Annotated in this window: 20 protein-coding genes and 1 pseudogene; 8 read left to right on the forward strand and 13 right to left on the reverse strand. The window is 65.0% G+C overall.

Going from position 1 to position 19,679, the window contains the following annotated elements; all coding sequences use genetic code 11:
- Both QOC76_RS23160 and QOC76_RS23165 read left to right on the forward strand, forming a co-directional pair.
- Positions 1–1,476: an MCE family protein gene (locus QOC76_RS23160; RefSeq protein ID WP_526360786.1), complete on the forward strand. Its 1,476-nt coding sequence runs from the start codon at positions 1–3 to the stop codon at positions 1,474–1,476.
- Positions 1,440–1,973, forward strand: a complete 534-nt coding sequence (locus QOC76_RS23165; protein ID WP_526360788.1) for a hypothetical protein — start codon at positions 1,440–1,442, stop codon at positions 1,971–1,973. The genes QOC76_RS23160 and QOC76_RS23165 overlap by 37 nt, the downstream gene beginning before the upstream one ends.
- Here QOC76_RS23165 and QOC76_RS23170 read toward each other — a convergent pair.
- A complete protein-coding gene (locus QOC76_RS23170; protein ID WP_526360790.1) occupies positions 1,970–2,584 on the reverse strand; it encodes a cysteine hydrolase family protein in 615 nt (204 codons plus the stop codon). The two genes, QOC76_RS23165 and QOC76_RS23170, sit on opposite strands and share 4 nt — an antisense overlap.
- Before the next feature lie 81 nt (positions 2,585–2,665).
- Between QOC76_RS23170 and fadD4 the strand changes: the two genes are divergently transcribed.
- Positions 2,666–4,183, forward strand: a complete 1,518-nt coding sequence (gene fadD4 / locus QOC76_RS23175) for a fatty-acid--CoA ligase FadD4 (protein ID WP_526360792.1) — start codon at positions 2,666–2,668, stop codon at positions 4,181–4,183.
- 7 nt (positions 4,184–4,190) lie between these two features.
- Here fadD4 and QOC76_RS23180 read toward each other — a convergent pair whose 3' ends face one another.
- The 3 genes from QOC76_RS23180 to QOC76_RS23190 are packed head-to-tail and all read right to left on the reverse strand — an operon-like array spanning position 4,191 to position 7,024.
- Positions 4,191–5,372 (reverse strand): cytochrome P450, encoded by a 1,182-nt coding sequence (locus QOC76_RS23180; protein ID WP_526360794.1) that lies wholly within the window; start codon positions 5,370–5,372, stop codon positions 4,191–4,193.
- A gap of 14 nt (positions 5,373–5,386) precedes the next feature.
- Entirely contained in the window at positions 5,387–6,184 is a 798-nt protein-coding gene (locus QOC76_RS23185) for an SDR family oxidoreductase (RefSeq protein ID WP_526360796.1), read from the reverse strand.
- Between the two features lie 15 nt (positions 6,185–6,199).
- Positions 6,200–7,024, reverse strand: coding sequence for a mycofactocin-coupled SDR family oxidoreductase (locus tag QOC76_RS23190; RefSeq protein ID WP_526360798.1), 825 nt, complete (start codon positions 7,022–7,024; stop codon positions 6,200–6,202).
- Between the two features lie 172 nt (positions 7,025–7,196).
- Between QOC76_RS23190 and QOC76_RS23195 the strand changes: the two genes are divergently transcribed.
- Positions 7,197–8,024: an enoyl-CoA hydratase/isomerase family protein gene (locus QOC76_RS23195; RefSeq protein ID WP_526360800.1), complete on the forward strand. Its 828-nt coding sequence runs from the start codon at positions 7,197–7,199 to the stop codon at positions 8,022–8,024.
- Between the two features lie 64 nt (positions 8,025–8,088).
- Here the strand turns inward: QOC76_RS23195 and QOC76_RS23200 are convergent, their stop codons facing one another.
- Genes QOC76_RS23200 through QOC76_RS23215 form a run of 4 tightly spaced genes read right to left on the reverse strand, consistent with a single transcriptional unit; the run spans position 8,089 to position 12,026 of the window.
- Positions 8,089–8,868: an SDR family oxidoreductase gene (locus QOC76_RS23200; protein WP_526360802.1), complete on the reverse strand. Its 780-nt coding sequence runs from the start codon at positions 8,866–8,868 to the stop codon at positions 8,089–8,091.
- Positions 8,869–8,878: 10 nt separating this feature from the next.
- A complete protein-coding gene (locus QOC76_RS23205; protein WP_526360804.1) occupies positions 8,879–9,973 on the reverse strand; it encodes an acyl-CoA dehydrogenase family protein in 1,095 nt (364 codons plus the stop codon).
- A 28-nt stretch (positions 9,974–10,001) separates the two neighbouring features.
- Complete coding sequence (locus tag QOC76_RS23210) at positions 10,002–11,150, reverse strand: acyl-CoA dehydrogenase family protein (protein ID WP_526360806.1); 1,149 nt, start codon at positions 11,148–11,150, stop codon at positions 10,002–10,004.
- Positions 11,151–11,162: 12 nt separating this feature from the next.
- Positions 11,163–12,026, reverse strand: a complete 864-nt coding sequence (locus QOC76_RS23215; RefSeq protein WP_526360808.1) for an SDR family oxidoreductase — start codon at positions 12,024–12,026, stop codon at positions 11,163–11,165.
- 110 nt (positions 12,027–12,136) lie between these two features.
- Between QOC76_RS23215 and QOC76_RS23220 the strand changes: the two genes are divergently transcribed.
- From QOC76_RS23220 to QOC76_RS23235, 4 genes are read left to right on the forward strand one after another with little or no spacing between them, the layout of a single operon-like run.
- Positions 12,137–13,363 (forward strand): Zn-ribbon domain-containing OB-fold protein, encoded by a 1,227-nt coding sequence (locus QOC76_RS23220; RefSeq protein WP_526360810.1) that lies wholly within the window; start codon positions 12,137–12,139, stop codon positions 13,361–13,363.
- Positions 13,360–14,520: a thiolase family protein gene (locus QOC76_RS23225; protein ID WP_526265060.1), complete on the forward strand. Its 1,161-nt coding sequence runs from the start codon at positions 13,360–13,362 to the stop codon at positions 14,518–14,520. Before QOC76_RS23220 ends, QOC76_RS23225 begins: the two co-directional genes overlap by 4 nt.
- 10 nt (positions 14,521–14,530) lie before the next feature.
- Positions 14,531–15,340, forward strand: coding sequence for an enoyl-CoA hydratase/isomerase family protein (locus tag QOC76_RS23230; protein ID WP_526360813.1), 810 nt, complete (start codon positions 14,531–14,533; stop codon positions 15,338–15,340).
- Positions 15,341–15,347: 7 nt separating this feature from the next.
- Positions 15,348–15,629, forward strand: a complete 282-nt coding sequence (locus QOC76_RS23235) for a fibronectin-binding protein (RefSeq protein WP_526360815.1) — start codon at positions 15,348–15,350, stop codon at positions 15,627–15,629.
- 54 nt (positions 15,630–15,683) lie between these two features.
- Here the strand turns inward: QOC76_RS23235 and QOC76_RS23240 are convergent, their stop codons facing one another.
- The 5 genes and pseudogenes from QOC76_RS23240 to QOC76_RS23260 form a co-directional block, all read right to left on the reverse strand.
- A complete protein-coding gene (locus QOC76_RS23240; protein WP_526360817.1) occupies positions 15,684–16,520 on the reverse strand; it encodes a PaaI family thioesterase in 837 nt (278 codons plus the stop codon).
- On the reverse strand, positions 16,517–17,257 hold the full coding sequence (locus tag QOC76_RS23245) for a FadR/GntR family transcriptional regulator (protein WP_526360819.1): 741 nt from the start codon (positions 17,255–17,257) through the stop codon (positions 16,517–16,519). The genes QOC76_RS23240 and QOC76_RS23245 overlap by 4 nt, the downstream gene beginning before the upstream one ends.
- 168 nt (positions 17,258–17,425) lie before the next feature.
- Positions 17,426–18,568 (reverse strand): acyl-CoA dehydrogenase family protein, encoded by a 1,143-nt coding sequence (locus tag QOC76_RS23250; RefSeq protein WP_526360821.1) that lies wholly within the window; start codon positions 18,566–18,568, stop codon positions 17,426–17,428.
- Positions 18,569–18,576: 8 nt separating this feature from the next.
- Positions 18,577–19,527, reverse strand: a complete 951-nt coding sequence (locus QOC76_RS23255) for an acyl-CoA dehydrogenase family protein (protein WP_526360837.1) — start codon at positions 19,525–19,527, stop codon at positions 18,577–18,579.
- Positions 19,528–19,544: 17 nt separating this feature from the next.
- Positions 19,545–19,679, reverse strand: a pseudogene (locus QOC76_RS23260) (acyl-CoA dehydrogenase family protein); the annotation flags it as partial.

The raw sequence follows: 19,679 nt of genomic DNA on the forward strand, positions 1-19,679 counted from the left end.
ATGAACATCACGAGGCGAATCTGGATTCAGCTGGGCGTGGTGTCCCTGGTGTCACTCGCCGGTGTCTTGCTGATGTTTTTCCCGGTCCTGCATCTGCAGGAACGGTGGTTCGGGGTCGGGCGCTACACGGTGACGGTGCAGCTGCCGCAGACGGGCGGGCTGTACGAGCGGGGCAACGTCACCTACCGCGGGTATCAAGTCGGCCAGGTGAAATCCGTGCAGCTGACCAATATCGGTGCGGAGGCGGTGCTTTCGCTCAACTCGGACGTGAAGATTCCCTCGGACGTGAACGCCGAGGTGCACAGCGTGTCAGCGATCGGCGAGCAGTACATCGATCTTCTTCCGCGCAGTGCCGACGGTCCACCGTTGAAGGACGGCTCTGTCATACCGGTCGGACAGACGTCGGTGCCGCCGAACATCAGCTCGCTGTTGGACGCCACAAACAAAGGGTTGGAGGCGATTCCACGCGACAACCTGAAGACCGTGGTCGACGAGTCGTATATCGCGTTCGGTGGTCTGGGACCCGAGCTGGCACGGTTCGTGAAGGGCGCCACGGCTCTGGCCATCGACGCGCGGGCCAACATCGACGACCTGACGACCCTTGTCGACCAATCCAAACCGATTCTGGATTCGCAGATCGACTCATCGGACTCCATTCAGGCATGGGCGTCGAACCTCGCGACGGTCACCAGTGAGCTGCGCGCCCAGGACGGCAATCTCGCGACAGTGCTGCAGGATGCGCCGGGGGCTGTCGACGAAGCTCGTGCGCTCTTCGATCGGCTGCAGCCCACGCTGCCCATCGTGTTGGCGAACCTTGTCACCGTTGGTGACGTCGCCGCCGTGTATCGCGACAACCTCGAGCAGCTCTTGGTTCTCCTGCCACAGGGCGCGGCGGCTGTTCAGGCGTCCGGGGTGGCCAACCGGAACACCAAGCAGGATTACAACGGCGCCTTTCTGAGCTTCAATTTGAACCTCAACCTGCCGCCAGCATGCACGACAGGGTTTCTTCCCATCCAGCAACAGCGGGCCGCCGCGTTCGAAGACTACCCACCGCCGCCGGTCGGCGATCTCTATTGCCGCGTGCCCCAGGACTCGCCGTTGAACGTGCGTGGGGCGAGAAACTCGCCATGCGTGGAGAAGCCTGGCAAGCGCGCGCCGACGGCGAAGATGTGCGAGAGCGACGAGAACTACGTGCCGCTCAACGACGGTTATAACTGGAAGGGCGACCCGAACGCCACGCTCTCGGGTCAGGGTATTCCGCAGCCGCGTGATCCGTCAGCGCCGGGTAGCGGCCCGGTCGAGGGCGTACCGCCCGCGCCGGCACCCGCACCGCCGCCGGTGGCTTTCGCCGAGTACGACCCCGCCACCGGTACCTATGTCGGACCCGACGGTCAAACGCATACCCAAGCAAACCTGGGCGAAGCCAAAGGAAAGCAGACGTGGCAGGACATGCTGACACCGCCGACGGGGGGGTGATGAGTCACCCCCAAAAGGCTCGCGCCAGCAGGCGATTGGCGAAAGGGTTGGGTCAGATCGTCGAACTGATCGGACCGGTGGTGCGGCAAGCCGGCTGCAAGGACTTCGTTATCTCCTGCCAGCATCCCTCGCCGGTGGCAGTGAAGGTGCCGCTGGCGGGGGATGCCGGGATGATGACCTCCGTTTTACTCCATCCCGGCATCTTCTTGCAGTGCCCCGGACTGTTGGGTGTCGACAAGCACACCGTGACGTCGGTCGGCTGCGCCGCCGGGTCACAGGTTTTCGGGTTGAGGGTGGCTCTGACCGCTTTGGCGCCGCCGGGAAGCACAACGAGTTCGGGTGGCGTCAATATGTATTGGCAGCCTGCGGCGTCCGACGATTCGTCAACCGGCACGGCTGACGCTATCGCCGTGGCACCGCCCAAGGCACTTGCAAAGGTCGCGGCCGCGGCAGCAGATGCGAACATCGAACGGAGCACAATCATCGGCATAGTTTAGTCCTTCGAGGCCCATTCGGCGACGAGTTCGTCGACTGTGGTGATCCGACCAAGCACCGCAATCGTGTTGTCCAGCACGCCATTTGCGTAGTCCAATGGTGTCCCGCCGACTGCGTCGCGTGGAACGACGAGGCGGAATCCGGCCTGTGTCGTGTGGCCGGCGGTGGTCGGCAACGCGAGGTTCAACGACACCCCGGTGAGCACAACCGTGCGCACACCCAGACCCTTGAGCACTGGCAACAGCTCGGTATCGAGGGTCGGGAACAGTCCGTGATGGCGCGGCAGCACCATGTCGGTCGGCGCCAGAAGCTCTGGCAGGACCTGCGTTTCCGTGCCGCCCGGCGCCCAGCCGGCGGTAGCCGGCCCTAACGCGCGCCACAGTCGCGCGGTGCCCGTCGGTTCACCGCCCAGCGATCCCTCGTAGGTGGCGTGAACCACGCGGACGCCGCGCTCGCGGGCTCCGTCGAGAAGACGGCGCAGATTTGCGACCAGGCCCGCGCTGTCAGCGGCCAGCGCGGGCAACACGGATTCGGGGCCCAGCACGCCGTTCTGGCACTCCACACAGACAACGGCGGTGGCGGCGAGATCATCTTCTTGCGGTGTTGATGGCATCGACTATCACTCTATGGGAAAGCCGTTAGCAGGAAAAGAGTTTCGCTTCGACGATGGGCCGCCGACTTCTAAAATAAAGCCATGCAGATCCGTGAGCATGTGGGCTCGGCCAAGCCGGCCATCATCCTGTGTCCGTCACACACGGTGATCGGCTTCGCCGAGTTGGAGGCACGGGCCAACCGGCTGGCGCACTGCTTCCGGCAAGCCGGGCTGCGCGAGGGCGACACGGTCGCGGCCATCATGGAGAACAACGAGCACGTTCACGCGGTGATGTGGGCGGCGCGGCGCAGCGGGCTGTACTACGCGCTGATCAACACCCATCTCACCGCCGCGGAGGCGGCCTACATCGTCGACAACAGCGGCGCCAGGGCAGTGATCGGCTCTCGCGCGCTGCGAACGGTCTGCGAACAACTCGGCGAGCATCTGCCCGATGGCCTCCCGGACTTGCTGCTCATGGCTGACGACGATCTCGAAGGCTGGCAGCGTTACCCGGAATGTGTAGCCGACCAGCCGTCGGAGCCGATCAGCGACGAGCTGGAAGGCGATCTGCTGCAGTACTCTTCGGGCACCACCGGTCGCCCCAAGGGCATCCGCCGTGAACTCCCGCATCTCGCCCCGGCCGATGCGCCGAACATACTGGCGCCGCTGATGACCGCGGTCGGAATCACCGGCGATTCCGTGTATTTGAACCCGGCGCCGCTCTATCACACTGCACCGTCCTATTGGTCGATGGTCGTGCAGTCGATGGGCGGCACGACTGTGGTGATGGAGAAATTCGATCCCGAACGTGCGCTGGAGTGCATTCAGCGATATCGCATCACTCACGGTCAGTTCGTTCCGGCGATGTTCGTCCGGATGCTCAAACTGCCTGGTGCCGTTCGTGACTCGTACGACGTCTCCAGTCTGCGCAGAGTGGTGCACGCCGCCGCTCCGTGCCCTGTGGAGATCAAGAAGCAGATGATCGATTGGTGGGGCCCGATCATCGACGAGTACTACGCCTCCTCCGAGGCGGTCGGTGCGTCATTCATTCGCGCCGAGGACTGGCTCACACATCAGGGATCCGTGGGCCGTCCCTTGGTCGGCGTCCCTCATATCCTCGATGAGGGTGGCAATGAGCTGCCGCCAGGCGAGGTCGGCGAAATCTATTACGAAGGCGGCCACTCCTTCGAGTACCTCAAGGACCGGGAGAAGACGGAAGCGTCGCGCGACCGGCACGGCTGGGTGACAGTCGGTGACGTCGGTCACCTGGATTCCGACGGTTTTCTGTTTCTGACTGACCGCCGCCACCACATGATCATCTCCGGTGGTGTTAACATCTACCCGCAGGAGGCCGAGGACCTGTTGGTCACGCATCCGAAGGTGCTCGACGCCGCGGTGTTCGGCGTCCCCGATGACGAGATGGGTCAGAGCGTGAAGGGCGTTGTGCAGACGGTGGATCCCGAAGATGCCACCGAACCGTTCAGCGAAGACCTACTGGTCTGGCTGCGAGAACGCTTGGCGCACTACAAGTGTCCGCGTTCAATCTCGTTCGAGCCGCAGCTGCCCCGCACCGACGCAGGCAAGTTGTACAAGCAGGAACTGGTGAAGAAGTACTCCTGACCGCCGGTCAGCCAAACCGGAGCGGCAGACTGGCGAGCACGAAGGTGTTAGCCGGAAAGATGATTTCGGGAGTGTAACCCGGCGCCAGTTCGAACGCGGGGACCCGCTTCAGCCATTCATCGATGATCAAGGTCAGCTCCATGCGGGCCAGGTGCGAACCCAGGCAGCGGTGCGGGCCGCCGCCGAATCCCCAGTGCCGGTGCACCTTCCCATCCATCACGACGTGGTTGGTGGAGATCTCATCGCTTTCGTCGCGGTTGATCGCACCCAAAAGCAGTCGAACCTGCGATCCGGCCGGCAGTGTCACGTCGCCGATGGTGACGGCCTCAGTCGTCACCCTGGGCACCAGTGGCGCTGGCGGTTCCAAACGCACGATCTCCTCGATGAAGACCTTGATCTGTTCGGGATCGCCACGCAGCGCCGCCTGCAATTCGGGGTTGCGGGCGAGTTCCAGCAGTGCGGAACCCATCGACGACGTGACGGTATCGAGTCCGGCCAGTACGAACAGGTAGCTCAGGCCGATTGCCTCGGCGTCGTCGAGCGGGTGCTCCCCGGTGAGCACCTGCGACAGGATGTCGCGCTCGGGGTGCTGTCGGCGTTCGTTGATCGCGTCGGTGAGGTAGGAGAACAGTTCGAGTGCGGGGGTGAGATCCAGGCCCTCCAGCGACGGCCGGTCGGCCAGGTTGATAACGGCGTCTTTCCACGCGATAAGACGGTCACGATCCTCCAACGGGAGCCCGAACAGCGTCAGAAACACCTGCGATGGATAGGGAATCGCGATGTCGGCCATCACTTCGCACTCGCCTCTGGCGGCGAGGGCAGCCACGATGTCGACCGCCTGTTGCTGCAATGCCGGCAGCATCTCGCCCAGCGTATGGGGGCTGAAGAACGGCTGAAGGATGTGGCGGAATCGGGTGTGCTCGGGCGGGTCGAAGGCGATCGGTACGAGCGGCAGTGGACTTCCGAGCATGTCGAACGCCTTCTTCGACGAGAAGACTTCCGGTTTCCGCAGTGCGTCGAGCACGTCGTCGCGACGGGTCAGATAGAACCAGCCGTCCATGTACACGACGGGCCCGGTGTCGCGTGCGGCCGCCCACCCAACACTTCGGTCGGCCGCCATCGGCAACTTCGCCCATTCGAGCTTCGGGGCGCCGTATGTGTCGACCTGATCCTCTTGCTCGGTGGTCATGGATTCTCCCGTTCTCAGAAGGCCGACCTGTGCAGGCCGCCGTCGACCTCGATCCAGCTTCCGGTGATGTATCCGGCATGATCCGAACACAGATACGCGACGAGCGAGGCTATTTCGTCTGCCTTGCCCATCCGTGCCGCGGGAACGCGCGCCTCGCCGAGCATGAATTCGCGCCGCGCCTCGGCCGTCCCTGCGCCCAGATTCTTCTCGAGGTACGCGACGGAGTTCGCGGTCTCGATCCAGCCCGGCGCCACGGTGTTCACAGTGATGCCGTAGCGGGCGTACTCGTCGGACACCGTCTTGAGGAGTCCGATGGTCGACGGCCTGCTGGTGTTGGCCACCACATGATGAATGTTTCCGGCCGGCTCCTTGGCCGTGGCCGAACCGATGTGTACGAAGCGGCCCCACCCTGCGTCCCGCATCGCGGGGAGAACGGCGCGCAGCAAGAAGATCTGGCTCATCGTGTGAGACTCGAAGGATTCGCGATAGGTGTCCAGATCGTCGATGTCGGCGAAGTCGCCGGGCCGCTGATATTTCGCCTGACCGACCACGATCAAGGGCGGTCCGATCTGCGCACGCATCTCGGCAAGTGCGTTCTGGAGCGCTTCCTGTTGGCCGACGTCTGCGCATACACCCATCGCGTCGCCGCCGGCACCGCGGATCGTGTCGACCGCTATATCGACATCGACCTTCGTCCGTGCGAGCACCGCCACCCGGCAGCCTTCGGCGGCAAGCATTTTGGCGACTTCGAACCCGATGCCCTTACTGCCGCCGACGACCAGCGCCGACGTGCCAGAGATTCGGTAGTCCACGAATAGGCCTCCGCGCTAGCGCCGTACGTCCATCCCCGCGTCGACCTTGAGGTGGCTGCCGGTAAAGGACCGTCCGGCGTCGGAGATGAGGAACAGGATGGCATTGCTGACATCCCTGGGTTCGATCAGCGGCAGATCCGGCAGCGCCGTCTGCATCGCGTTCGCCAAGTGCGGCATCTCTTCGATCACCTTGAACAGGGCCGGGTTCTCCGTGATCATCGGCGTGGCGCAGTTGGTCGGGACCACCGCGTTCACCCGAATGCGATCCTTGGCGAGCAGACTCGCGTACGCACGCACCAGGCCCAGGACCGCCACCTTCGCCATGAGGTAGGCGTCCGAACCACCGCGACCGTCGGTCATGTCCAATAACGCGATCATGGAGCTGGTCGCGATCAGATTTCCGCCGCCTTGCTCCCTCAAGTGTGGGACCGCGATCTGGAAGGCGTTCCACACGCCGATCTGCATGATGTCGATACCGATGCGCAGTGCCTCTTCAGCGTCGCGCTCGTCGGCGTTGGTGAGGATGACGCCGGCGTTGGCGATGACCGTGTCGATATGGCCGAATTGCTCGACGCCCGCGTCGAACGCTTCCTGAAGCGCGGCCTTGTCACGCACGTCCGCCTTCCGGAAAAGCATTTCCTGGCCGGTCTTTTCGACAAGGCGAGCGGTCTCTTCGAGGTCTTCGTAGGTGCCCAGCTTGTAGGGCACAACGTCGAGGTCTTCACAGATGTCGATTCCGACGATGTTTGCGCCCTGCTCGGCACACGTAACGGCGTGCGACCGGCCCTGGCCGCGCGCAGCCCCCGTGATGAACACGACGCGCCCGTCGAGTGAACCCATTGGTGCATTCCTCCGGTGATGATCGGCAGCTGGCCGCGCTGGCGCGCGGCGCTCAGGATGAAGGCGCGTGTGAAATGCGCCACGACGGATGTTACGCCGCCGGTTTGGAATCATACAACTATTTGGCTAATTTGAGTCGACAGGCTCATCCATGCTCCGGAAGGGAATCCACATGTCCGACACCCTCGAAGGCGGTCCCCGCCCACCCGACGGCGACTGGCTCGGAAGCCCCTATCTGAGGTTCGAACGCGAAGGGGCGTTCGCGATCTGCACCTTGGACCGTCCAGCGGCCCGCAACGCGATGACACCGGCGATGTATTTCGGCATTCGCTATGCGATCAATCGGGTCAACGCCGATCCAGAGCTCGCGGGCTTGCTCATCACGGGCACGGGTGACGTCTTCGCTCCCGGTGGCGATCTGGGTCAGCGCGGTGAAGACAACTGGATGGACTTCGCCTCGGTGATGGGTATGGACGTGACGCCGTTCGACGTCCTTCGACAGTCGGCCAAGCCGGTGGTCGCGGCCGTCAACGGTCTCTGCCAGGGCGGCGGTCTGCAGATCGCCATGTGCAGTGACCTCGCCGTCGTCAGTGAACGAGCCACGTTCCGCGTCCCTGAGCTGTTCCGCGGAATCGCCGACACCTATTACAGCCAGATGCTGGCGCGCATGATCGGGCCCGTCCGTACCCGCGACCTGATGTTCACCGGCCGCACGTTGTCGGCTGCCGAGGCGCTGGACTGGGGCATGGTGACACGCGTCGTTCCCCACAACGAGTTGTTCGATGTATCGCGGGAGCTTCTCGCGCAGTGCTGCCGAACTGCGCCGGCCGCACGGGGAGTGATCAAGGCCAGCTTGGACAACTACATGGGTCTCTACGACCGGATCGGTATGCAGACCAGCTTGTTCGGGCCCGAGACGGGCGAAGGGTTCGTTGCGTTCAAGGAGAAGCGGTCGCCGTCGTGGGTCCATCCGGACCTGCGAGTCGACGGCCGCCTTTAGATGGTGAGCCGCCGCGGTCTGGCCTGCGGGGGTGTCGACCAGACCGCGGCGGTTGTCTCGGTGCCTATTTCGGCGTGAAGCGCTGTGCACCGTCGAGGCGCATGACCTCACCGTTGACGTAACCGTTGCTGAGTAGGAAGGCGGCCGCATCGGCGTATTCGGACGGCGCACCCAGCCGCTTCGGGAACGGGATGTTGGCGGCGAACTTCGCGATGGCTTCCTCGCCGACCGACTCCATGATCGGCGTCTTCATGGTGCCGGGCGCGATGGTGTTGACGCGGATCCCTACCGAGCTGAGGTCACGGGCGGCCGCGATGGTCAAACCGATGACACCGGCTTTGGCTGCGGCGTAAGCGGTCTGGCCGATCTGACCTTCGTAGCCCGCGACCGAGGCGGTCATCACGATGGCACCCCGTTCACCGTCCTCGCGGGGTTCCGCGGTGGCCACCGACGCCGCCACCAGGCGAGTCATGTTGTAGGTGCCGTTCAGGTAGAGGTCGATGGTCTTGATGAAGCCGCCCATGTCGGCCGGGCTGCCGTCGCGCTGCACGATCCGTTGTGCGACACCGAAACCGCCATGCGCCACCACCGCGTAGCGCAGCTGACCGAGCTGCTGGGCCTGGTCGATGGCGCCGAGAACGCTGTCGTCGCTTGTCACGTCGGTGCTGACGAATATCGCCTTGCTGCCGAGCTCGTCGGCCAGCGCCTTGCCTTTGTCGGCCGCCAGATCGGCGATCACCACACCCAGACCATCGGCGTGAAGCCGACGCACCGTCGCCTCGCCCAGGCCCCCGGCACCGCCGCTGACAATTGCCGATGCACCTTCGAATTGCTGTACCGTCACCGGTTCTCCCTTATCCATTGTTGTTTTCCAGATGAGTAACATCGCCGGTCACCAGATGCCACGGATCGTCGGCGGCCAGCGCCAAGCGCCCCAGTCGGCGTGCGAAGTGTGCGGTAGTGCCGTAGTCCCCAGCCCAACTCTGGGCGCGCAAGGTGAACAGCCAGAGCGGGTGCTCGCTGGTGACCCCGATGGCGCCGTGCAGCTGATGAGCGGTGGTGGTAACAGGACCAACGGCTCGCCCGACCGCGATCTTGGCGACGGTGACGGCGTAGTCGGTGCGTGGCGAGTCGAAGCCGTGTTCGGCGGCTGCGGCCACTGCCAGTTCGACCGCGGCGCGTGCCCGTTCGATGTCGCCGGCCATCCCCGCGAGGGACTGCTGTACGGATTGAAATGCGCTGAGCGGACGGCCGAACTGGACGCGCCCGCGGGTGTGCGCCACAGTCAGCGCCGCGGCGGCATCAAGGGCGCCGATGATCTGTATGCATCGCGCCCACGCACCGCGTCGCGCAAGCTGGGCCTCCAACGCGGAGTCCACGGAGAGCAACTCCCGGGTCGGCACGTCGAACGCAATCGCATCGCGCGGCTCGCCGGCCAGGTTGTGGTTTTCCTGCCGGTCGACCGTTGCCGCGTCGAGAACTCCGACCCGTAGCCCGTCAGCACCGCGGACGGCGAGCACCGTGCTGCACGCACGCGCCCACGGCACCCCCTGCGCAGTTCCGACGACTCGCTCGTCCGTGGTTTCCGCCTCGGCGATTGCGACGGTCAGCGGTCCGTCGGGAAGCTCGATGCCGGCCTCGTGCCCCAGCCAGCCGGCGAGCGCGTCGGTTTCGGCAAGGGGCACCGCGCCGGCGTGGCGTGCCACACCGTAGAGGACGATGGCCAGCTCGTGCGGTCCCGCGCCCATGTCGGGGGTGCTCGTCAATCGGGTGAGACCGGTCTCGTCGAGGTGGCGCCACAACTCAGCGTCAAGGTGGTCGGGCACGCCGCGGCGGCCCAGCCTTGCGTCATACGAGCGCTGTCCGAGTTCGTCGACAAGAGAACGTAATTCGGCATCACCGTCTTGAGCCGCACTCGCAGCGAAGACACCACCGGCTAGCGCGGTCATCTGGGCCCTCCGCTCTTCGCGCAAGCGCTCATCGCAACCCCATTCCGCGAGCTACCACGCCCCGCAACACCTCATTCGTGCCGCCGCGCAGGGTGAACATCGGCTTATGCAGCCAGGCCGTGGTGAGCATCGCCGACAGCTCCGGGTTCGGCGTCGACCCCTCGAGCAGGTCGGCGATCAACTCGACCGACTCAGCTTCGAAGCGGGTCCCTAGATCTTTCACCAGCGCCGCGAGGTTCGCCGCGTCGCCGCCGTCGGTGAGTGTGCGAGCCACCGACAACGACAGCTGGCGCAAGGAGACAAGCCGCGCAAGCAGATCGCCGACGGCGGCGGCGGTCTGGTCGTCGGGGGCGGGACCTTTGCCGAGCATACGGATCGCCGACAGCAGCAGAGGGCCGGTGGACAGGATGCGCTCGGGGCCGCTGCGCTCGAAGGCCAATTCGGCGGTGACCTGGTGCCAGCCGTTGCCGACCTCGCCGAGCACGTCACCATCGGGCACGAAGACCTCGTCGAAGATGACCTCGTTGAAGTGGTGTGCCCCCGACATCAACAGGATGGGTTCAACGCGCACGCCCTCGGCATCGCATGGCACCAGGAACTGGCTGAACCCGTCGTGTCGGTGCTCGGGATCCGGTGGGCTGGTGCGTGCCAGCACCACCACCTGATGAGCGTAGTGCGCTCCGCTGGTCCATACCTTCGTGCCGGACAGCACCCAACCGCCTTCGGCCCGAACCGCTTTCGTCGAAACGGCGGCGAGATCAGATCCGGCGCCGTGCTCGCTCATGCCGATCGACGAGTACAGCTTGCCCGCAACGATCTTCGGCAGCAGCCTTGCACGCTGCTCTTCGGATCCGTATGACAGCAGACCGGGCGCCACCTGACGGTCGGCGGTCCAGTGCGCCGCCACGGGTGCGCCCGCGGCGATCAGCTCCTCTGTCACGACGTAGCGGTGCAGGTGCCCCAGCTCGTGGCCGCCGTAGCGCTGCGGGATCGTCAGGCCCAGGAAACCCGCCGCGCCCAAGCGGGCCGAGAACCCCTCGTCCCACTGGCCCAACCACGAGTCGACCGCGGGTTCCCAGGCGAACTCGGCGCGGTCGGCCTGTAGGAAGTCTCGCACCGAGGCCCGCAGCTTCACCAGTTCGGGACCGTTGGCGCTCAACTCGTCAAATGAACTCACTGGAGGAGACTCCTACACCGCGGGCAACGGCGTCGACGGCAGGTAGAAGTTCGGGGTCAGGTCGTCGTCGGTGGCGGCCAGCCGGTAACGCGACAGGTCGGTGACACCCTCTGCGCGCAACACCTCTTCATCGGTGTAGAAGTGGCCGCTGCAGTCAGCGGCCGGGCGGGTCACCAGAGCGTGCAGCGCGTCGGCCATGATGCGCGGGTCGCGGGCCTGGGCGCGCACCACGTCCTCACCCATCGCCACGATCATTCCGGTGCTCGCGACGGTAGTTGCGGGCCACAGCGAATTGACGGCGATCGGAATCGACCCGAATTCAGCGGCCCATCCCAACGTCAGCAGACTTTCGGCGTACTTGCCGACCGTGTGTCCCACGTGCGCGCCAACCCACCGCGGGTCCAGATTCAGCGGTGGTGACACGTTGACGATGTGCGCGTTGTCGGAGTTCCGCAGATACGTGAACGCCGCCTGCACCACGGCGAACGGACCTTGGACGTTGACGGCGAGCAGGCGGTCGAAGTTCTTCGGCGGCAGTTTCGGGGTTGGCCGCAGGTCCAGCGCGCCCGCATTGTTGACCACGACATCGATGCCGCCGAACTCCTCGGCAGCAGCCGCGATCGCATTCGCCACCCCGTCGGCGTCGCGGACGTCGACCGCGAATGGGAATGCACGACCCCCCGCGTCGCGGACCGCCTCGGCGGTCTCGGTCAGGGTGCCCGCGATCTTCGGGTTCGGCGTCTCAGTCTTGGCCAGCAGCACCACCGCCGCGCCGTCCGACGCCGCCCGGACCGCGATTTCGCGGCCGATGCCGCGGCTGGCACCGGTGACGACGACGACACGATCCTTCAGGGTGCGAGGACCGAGAATTCCCACGACGCCGTCCTCTCCCTGGCTTAGATGCCGAGCTACTGAAATGCTATAACTATATAGCTCATTAACGTAGGCGCAGAATCGCGGTACCCCCGGTGGAGGAGAAGCACACCATGACGCACGTCGTCTCGATCGGCACCTACTTGCCGCCGTGGACGGTGCGCGAGCGACGGGTCAAGGGACCGGACGAGGATGCGCTGACGATGGCGGTCGCCGCCGGCCGGGCCGCCGATCCCGACGCGACGGCAGCACGCGTCGTGCTGGTGTCGCGCGACTTCCCGCTGCTGGAAGGCGGCAACGGCGCCGTGCTGCTGGCTGCGCTGTCGCTGCCTGCGAACACTCCGGTGACCGAGGTGCTGGGCGGTGCGCCCGCCGCACTCGACCAACTCGTGAGCGCTTCACCGGGCACCCTGGTCATCGGTGCGGACGACAACAACCTCGCGGCGGGCGCGGCCGCCGCGCTCACCGGTGGAGACGGCGCGACCATAACCGGCGTCGCCCGCCAGACCCGGAGCCTGCCGTTGACCGCCCGCGGTGAGGACGGCACCCGGCACGCCTACGTCGACCCGCGACTGCAGCGCGAGGTCGGTGTGCGCTCAACGCTCGCCCGGCTTGGCCTGACCGGGACGCCCACAGTCGCCGCGGTGGCGGGCGCGCCGCCGGCTCAGCTCGGTGCCGGCTTCGACACCTCCGACGCCGCGGGCGACGCGACGCCCTCCGCCGGTGCGATCATCGGCCTGCTGGCCGAGGCGATCGAGGCAGGTGCACAGGGACTGGTGCTCGCGGTCGAACAGGCCAGCGTCAGCGCGGCCGAGCTCACGCTGGGAGGAGCGAAGCCACGGATATCCCGCGACGAATTCTCGCCGCAGGAGCTGCCTAAGACCCGCGTGGCAGACGGCGTAGGGATCCCGATCAGCATGCCCGCCTATGCTCGAGCATTCGAGCCGAAAATACGTTGGGAAGCAGCAGTTTTCGAGGAGAGCCCTGGTATCGACTCCGCCCCGCAGTTTCCGCCGAGGTTGCGCGTGAACAACGCCGGGGAGCTGGTGGATACCTACCGGCTCGAAGCGCTGCCGCGTACCGGCACGGTCTACACCCACACGACGGTGCGGATTCCGGTGCCCGACCTGCCCAGCCCCTACTCGCTGGCCGTCGTACAGCTCGACGACAGCCCGGTTCGCGTGTTGCTCAAAGTCACCGGCGTGCCCGCCGGCGAGACGACGATCGGTCAGCAGGGTGCCGTGGTGCTACGCAAGATCGCCACCCGCGCAGGCATCCCCGATTACGGGTATGCGTTCTGGCCGGGGCGCACACTTAGTCCCGAAGGAGCCATCGCATGAGAAATGTCGCCATCGTCGGCGCCGGGATGACGCCCTTCGCCGAACACTTCGAGCTCGGTGTCAAGGATCTGGTGCCGATGGCCTACGCAGAAGCGGTAGCCGGTGTCGACAAGGGCATCGACAAGTCTGAAATCCAGGCGGCATGGTTCGGCGAGTTGTCCACCACCGACGGCTTCCCTTCGGGCATTCTGGCCGACACCCTCGACCTCACCGACATCCCGGTCACCCGTGTCGAGAATGCGTGTGCCACAGGCAATGACGCAATCCGCAATGGGACCATGGCTATCGCCTCGGGGCTCTATGACGTGGTGCTGGTGGTGGGTGCCGACAAAGTCCGCGAAACGTCGTCGAACACCACGTTCTGGGACTGGGCGGCGATGACACGCGACAACGCGTGGGACTACCCGCTCGGACTGGTGGCGCCCGCCAACTTCGCGCTGCACGTCATCAGGTACCTGCACGAGTCGCCTGCGACCAAGGAACACATGGCGATGGTGGCGGTGAAGAACCACTTCCATGCGCTGAAGAACCCGAAAGCCCAACTGCGCTACGAGATCACCGTCGAGCAGGCACTCGCGGCGCCGATCGTGGTGGAGCCCTTCGGCCTGTACGACTGCACCCCGCAGAGCGACGGTGCCGCCGCAGTGATCCTGGCGGCTGAGGAGGTCGTGGACCGGTACACCGATCGCCCGGTCTGGGTGCGTGGTGTGGGACTTGGCATGGATCGCGTGATGCATCAGCACAAGAGCGACATGACGACGTTCCCGCCGACGGTGCGCGCGGCCAAGTCCGCGATGACGATGGCAGGCGTCACACCTCGCGACATCGACGTCGCCGAGGTGCACGACTGCTTCACCGGTGTGGAACTCATCAGCTACGAAGACCTCGGCTTCGCCAACCGGTTCGAGGCCTACAAGCTTGTCGAGGGTCGCGAGCACTACGTCGGGGGGTCGATCCCCGTCAACCCCAGCGGTGGCCTGAAGGCCAAGGGTCACCCGCCCGGTGCAACGGGGGTGGCCCAGTGCTATGAACTGTTCAACCAATTGCGCGGCCAGGCCGAGAACCAAGTGGACGGTGCCCGGATTGCGTTGGCCCACAACATCGGTGGTCCGACTGCTGTCTCGGCGGTCACCATCCTCTCGACCGAGAAGAACTGACAGGAGTGCCATGACCACCTCACAAGTCGCGACGCTGGCCGGCTATGAGCAGTTCGCGCCATGGCTATTGGTCGAAAAGCGCGACAACGTCCACGTGGTGAGCATCAACCGCCCCGAGGCACTCAACGCTGTCACCGAAGAGGTGCATCACGCCTTCGCCACCATCTGGAAGGTGCTGGATGCAGATGATGACGTGAAAGCAGTCGTGACTACCGGTGTGGGCAAGGCGTTTTCGGCCGGCGGTGACATGGTGATGTTCGGCAGGCTGATCGAGGACGAGGTGGCCCGCACCTTCCAGATCCATGAGGCCCGGACCGTTTTCCTCGAGGTCATCAATTTCCCGAAGCCGCTGGTGTCCGCGGTCAACGGCCCCGCAGTTGGATTGGGCTGTTCGATTGCCCTGCTTTCCGACCTGCTGGTGATGGGGGAGAGCAGCTACCTGGCCGACCCGCATGTCGCGGTCGGACTGACCGCGGGTGACGGCGGCGCTGCCATGCTGCCTCTCCTGATCGGCATGATGAAGGCGAAAGAATATGTGTTGCTCGGCGATCGAATCACCGCACCCATCGCGGAGAAGCTGAACCTGGTCACCAAGGTGGTCAGTGACGACACCGTCCTCGACGAGGCGCTGGCTCTCGGCGAACGGCTGGCCGCCCTCCCGCCTCAGGCGTTGCGGTCATCGAAGGTGGCGCTCAACATGCACCTGGCCCGCGCCGCACAGGGTGTGCTCGAGTATGCGCTCGCCGAAGAGCTGACGTCGTTCTCGACGCCGGAGTTCAAGGAGCGGGTCGCAGCCTTCCGTGCCCGTTCCAAGAAGTAGGGCGGTCGTGGTCACGATGAAGATGCGAGCAGCCATCGTTGTCACGGGCATGATCGCAGCGGCGTTCGGCGCGACCGCGCCCGCCGGCGCCGATCCCACGGACGATCCTTGCCAACTCGCCGTCACTTTCCTGTGTCGATTCGTTCCGATGGCACCCGACCTGGACCACAACGTCGACCTGACGAAGGAACCCGCCATCGTCGACGGCCAACCGCTTCCTGAAATTCCTGCTGGGACACAATCACAGGACACGTCACCGGCTGACATATGCGTCGACGGCTGCGCCTAGTCGGCTTTGAAACGGGTGCCGAAGGCACCCTTGTACCTGCGACGAAGTGGGCTGCTAGCGATACGCCGTGATGCGCGCGCTAAGCGCAATCTTGCCGTCGTCGCCGATGGCCACTGCGTCCGCGATTCCGGTACTGCGGCCGACCCGCACCGGCCTGCCTACGTAGCGGGACGCGGTGCCCGCGAGGAACGGGCGCTGGAAGTTGACCCGCAGCGATGCAGTCTTGAGAAAGCCGGCGGACGGGTCGGGGTTGATCGCCGCCGACGCCGCCAATTCCAGGCCCGCCGAGGCCATCCCGCCGTGGACGATGCCGATGTCGTTGTTGAGGTCCGGATCGGCGTGCTGCTTCAACACCCGTGAACCGTCTCCGGCCGGTTCGGCTTGTGCCGCCATGAGATCCGCCAAGGTGGGTGTCCCGCCCAGCAGCGTCTGCGGCGGACGCTTATCGGTGACGCCGTCGGCAGGAATGAAGAACGAGCGCACAGTGCCGGTGCCGATCACAGTGGCGCCACAGGTGAGCGTGCAGATCGACAGTGCCGTCGTCCCAACGGAACCCACTGCGCCTGCGCTGGCCACCACGGGCTCGGCAAGGTCATCGAGCGCCTCGGCGACGTTGGGGCTGACCTCAAGCGCCAGCTCGCTGGACACAGTCCACTGATCGGTACGGCGCCGGTAGTGATTGACCATGCCCGCGGCCGCGTCGACCAGGATGGCCAGCGGCCCGACGGCCGGCGCCCCGGTGAACGGATTGCGCATACCGGACATCGGCATCGACATCTTTACCGTCGCGTCGGCCAGGCTTGCCGCGAGAAACTCGATCCCGAACCGAATCTGTATCGCGGCCGGAGTTTCGATGTCCTGCTGAACTTCTCGCTCGTCTACTCCGGTCATTCGAGAAGGTCTACCACCGTCGACAATTCGGCCCCCGACAGTACGAAGGCCTCGGCCTTCTGAAGATGCTTCTTCCACAGTTCGCCGGCCTGCTCGGCCTCGCCTGCCTTGATCAAGTCGAGCACCATGCGGTGGGTCTTCACCGAGCGGGTTACCGCCCCGGCCGCGCGCGTGCCTTCGGTCGGTTGCAACGATCGGTTGGCTTTCTCGATGATGTGGTGGAGCATGTCGCTGACGATCTGCAGGGTCCGGTTACCCGACAACCTTGCGATTGCGGCGTGAAAATCGGTCAACTGGTCAACGGTGTCACCCCCGGGTGACAATTGGTCCTCGCGTTCGACGATCGCCTCGAGTTCGGCGATCACCCCCGGGTTCCGGTCCTTTGCGAGTTGGACGACCATCGGGGTCTCCAGGGTCACCCTGGCGTCGTAGACGTCTTTGAGCGTCACACCCTCATACTCGAGGATGAGGCCGGCATAGCGGGCCAGGGTCTTGCGCCGCGGCCGGGTGACGCGGGCACCGCCGCGAACACCGCGCTGCACCTCGATCAGCGACTCGGACTCCAGCACCCGGAATGCTTCGCGCAGCGTCGGCCGGGACACCCCGAAACGCTCCATGAGTTCGGATTCGGGCGGCAGCATGGTGCCTTCGGTGATCTCACCGCGGATGAACATCCGGCGAAGCACGGTGGCCACACGATCGGCCATCTTCGGTTCGCGAAGACTGGTGACCTCCATATACCCGACCTCCACCACTTAATGTTGCAAAAATCAACTAATTATTTAAGGTTATCCGAATCCCTGACCCGAGCCTGGCATGCGCGCCGGTCAGTGACCAATATCGCCACCGGCGTGGCTCAGTGACCAATATCGCCGCCGGGAGCGGCTCAGTGACCAAGCCCACCGTCAATACCCCATCGCTCGGCCCATCAGGTCCTTCATGATCTCGGTGGTGCCCGCATACAACCGCTGGACGCGGGAGTCCCGCCACAGCCGGGCGACCTCGTACTCGTTGATGTAGCCGTAGCCGCCATGCAGCTGCAGGCAGCGGTCGATGATCTCCCACTGCACCTCGGAGGTCCACCATTTCAGCCCCGCGGCATCCTGGTCCGACAACGTGCCGTCGTTGACCGAGAGCACGCACTGGTCCAGATAACTCTGCGCGGCGTCCAGTTTGGTTTGCATCTCGGCCAGAAAGTGCCGGTTCACCTGGAACTTGCCGATCGGCTGTCCGAACGCCGTCCGCTCGAGCGCATAGGCCTTCGTCAGGTCCAGCGCCCGCCGTGCTGCGGGGAGCGCGTAGCAGGCAACACCGACGCGCTCGCTGGGGAGGTTGCTCACCAGGTGATAGAAACCGCGGTTGAGCTCGCCGACGAGGTTCTCCTTGGGCACCACGACGTCTTCGAAGAACAGTTCGGCGGTGTCGGCGGAGTACTGGCCGATCTTGTCGAGCTTGCGGCCGCGGGTGAAGCCCTCCATGCCGTCTTCGATCATCAGCAGGCTGATGCCCTTGTGCCGGGCCGCCGGGTCGGTCTTGACGGCGGTGAGCACCAACTTCGAGAGCAGCCCGTTGCTGATGAAGGTCTTCTGGCCGTTCACCACCCAGTGGTCGCCCTCGTCGCGAGCGGTGGTCTTGATGCCCGCCAGATCGGAACCGGCTGCGGGCTCGGACATCGCGATGGAGCCGATGTACTCGCCGGCAACGAATTTGGGAAGCCAGCGCTCCTTCTGCTCGTCAGTGGTGAGGTTGTTCATGTACGGCATCAAGATGTCGTTCTGCACACCGAGACCGATGCCGACCGATCCGGTCAAGAACATCTCCTCGGAGATGATCTGATTGAACCGGAAGTCCTTGACGCCGAGGCCGCCGTACTTCTCGTCGAACTCCCAGCCGATCAGCCCGTGTTCGCCCGCGGCCAGCCACGCCTCGCGGCTCACCTTGCCGTCGCGCTCCCATTTCTCGACATTCGGCACGCATTCGCGTTCGAAGAAGCTTCTGGCGGTGGCGCGGAAATCGTCGTGGATTTCGTCGAATATGTTGCGGCGCATACGTCCCCCTAATTCCAGTTGACCATCGCCGGTAGCGCGCGCCCGGGCATGTAGGTGTCGAACAGACGCTCGGCGAGCAGCGATTCCAGCTGTAGATAGGAACCGCACAGCGCGTCGATCTGAAATCCACGCGCCACGTAGCGATGCAGGTCGTGTTCGGCGGTGAGGCCGATCGCGCCGCACACCTGCAGCACCGCGTCACTGACTGTGCGATGGGCCCGGCCCGCAGCAATTTTCGCGGTCTGCGCCGACAAAATCCCGCCGTAGCACCATGATTCATTCAGCAGTGCGCGCGCGCCCTCGAGTTGCGCCGCGGCGTCGGCAAGTGCGTGGCGAGGCGACTGCAGCGATCCGATGGGCGATCCGAACTGGACCCGAACGCTGATGTGCTCAACGGCGATCCGCAGCGCCTGGTCTGCGAGCCCGATGAGTTCGGTGGCTATCGACCGATGTGCCGCCGCGATCGCGCGTCCCCACTCGGTCGAGGCGTCGATCAGCGCGTCATCGGTCGTGCCCTCTACGCGGGTCCAGACGACGGACCGATCGAAGGTGTCCATCGGTTCGCCGCGTAGTTCATCGGCATCGACGACGGCTATGGAAACGGTTCCCATCGCTCGCGAGACCGGCACGACGACGCGGCCGCGAAGAGGGCCCAGCACAATGCCTTTGACCTGATATTCACTCGAGCTAGGCGCATAGCCGTGGGACAGTCCCGGCAGCACGATGGTGTCGGCCGGTGCGTCGAGTAACGACGCCAGTTCGGCCAGCATGACCCGATCCAGCGCGTCGGTGAGGGCCAGCGAACGACCTTGCGCCCGAAACAGCAACGCGCATGCTTCAACCGGGTATTCAGACTCGATCTCGGCCCAGCCCATTTCCGCGAGCCGCGGACCGACTACGGTGTGTTCCTGTTTGGCGGCCAGTTCTTCGAACAGCCGGAAGACCGCCTCCTCGACCATCGGCCAGGCTTCGTCGGTCACGATGCGCGCCTCTCCTTCGGAAGCCCGAGGATGTGGTCGGCGACGATTCCGCGCTGCACTTCTGCTGTGCCGCCCATGATGGTCGCGGCGCGTGAGTACCACCACTCCGCACGTGCCGTGTCCAGTTCGGC

The organism is Mycobacterium sp. (assembly GCF_032159565.1).
GTDB lineage: Bacteria > Actinomycetota > Actinomycetes > Mycobacteriales > Mycobacteriaceae > Mycobacterium.

Coding starts and splice junctions, on each gene's coding strand:
- QOC76_RS23230 (WP_526360813.1), top strand. CDS start 14,531: ATGACCACCTCACAAGTCGCGACGCTGGCCGGCTATGAGCAGTTCGCG.
- fadD4 (WP_526360792.1), top strand. CDS start 2,666: ATGCAGATCCGTGAGCATGTGGGCTCGGCCAAGCCGGCCATCATCCTG.
- QOC76_RS23160 (WP_526360786.1), top strand. CDS start 1: ATGAACATCACGAGGCGAATCTGGATTCAGCTGGGCGTGGTGTCCCTG.
- QOC76_RS23225 (WP_526265060.1), top strand. CDS start 13,360: ATGAGAAATGTCGCCATCGTCGGCGCCGGGATGACGCCCTTCGCCGAA.
- QOC76_RS23190 (WP_526360798.1), bottom strand. CDS start 7,024: ATGGGTTCACTCGACGGGCGCGTCGTGTTCATCACGGGGGCTGCGCGC.
- QOC76_RS23195 (WP_526360800.1), top strand. CDS start 7,197: ATGTCCGACACCCTCGAAGGCGGTCCCCGCCCACCCGACGGCGACTGG.
- QOC76_RS23220 (WP_526360810.1), top strand. CDS start 12,137: ATGACGCACGTCGTCTCGATCGGCACCTACTTGCCGCCGTGGACGGTG.
- QOC76_RS23205 (WP_526360804.1), bottom strand. CDS start 9,973: ATGACCGCGCTAGCCGGTGGTGTCTTCGCTGCGAGTGCGGCTCAAGAC.
- QOC76_RS23250 (WP_526360821.1), bottom strand. CDS start 18,568: ATGCGCCGCAACATATTCGACGAAATCCACGACGATTTCCGCGCCACC.
- QOC76_RS23245 (WP_526360819.1), bottom strand. CDS start 17,257: ATGGAGGTCACCAGTCTTCGCGAACCGAAGATGGCCGATCGTGTGGCC.
- QOC76_RS23170 (WP_526360790.1), bottom strand. CDS start 2,584: ATGCCATCAACACCGCAAGAAGATGATCTCGCCGCCACCGCCGTTGTC.
- QOC76_RS23180 (WP_526360794.1), bottom strand. CDS start 5,372: ATGACCACCGAGCAAGAGGATCAGGTCGACACATACGGCGCCCCGAAG.
- QOC76_RS23240 (WP_526360817.1), bottom strand. CDS start 16,520: ATGACCGGAGTAGACGAGCGAGAAGTTCAGCAGGACATCGAAACTCCG.
- QOC76_RS23255 (WP_526360837.1), bottom strand. CDS start 19,527: ATGGTCGAGGAGGCGGTCTTCCGGCTGTTCGAAGAACTGGCCGCCAAA.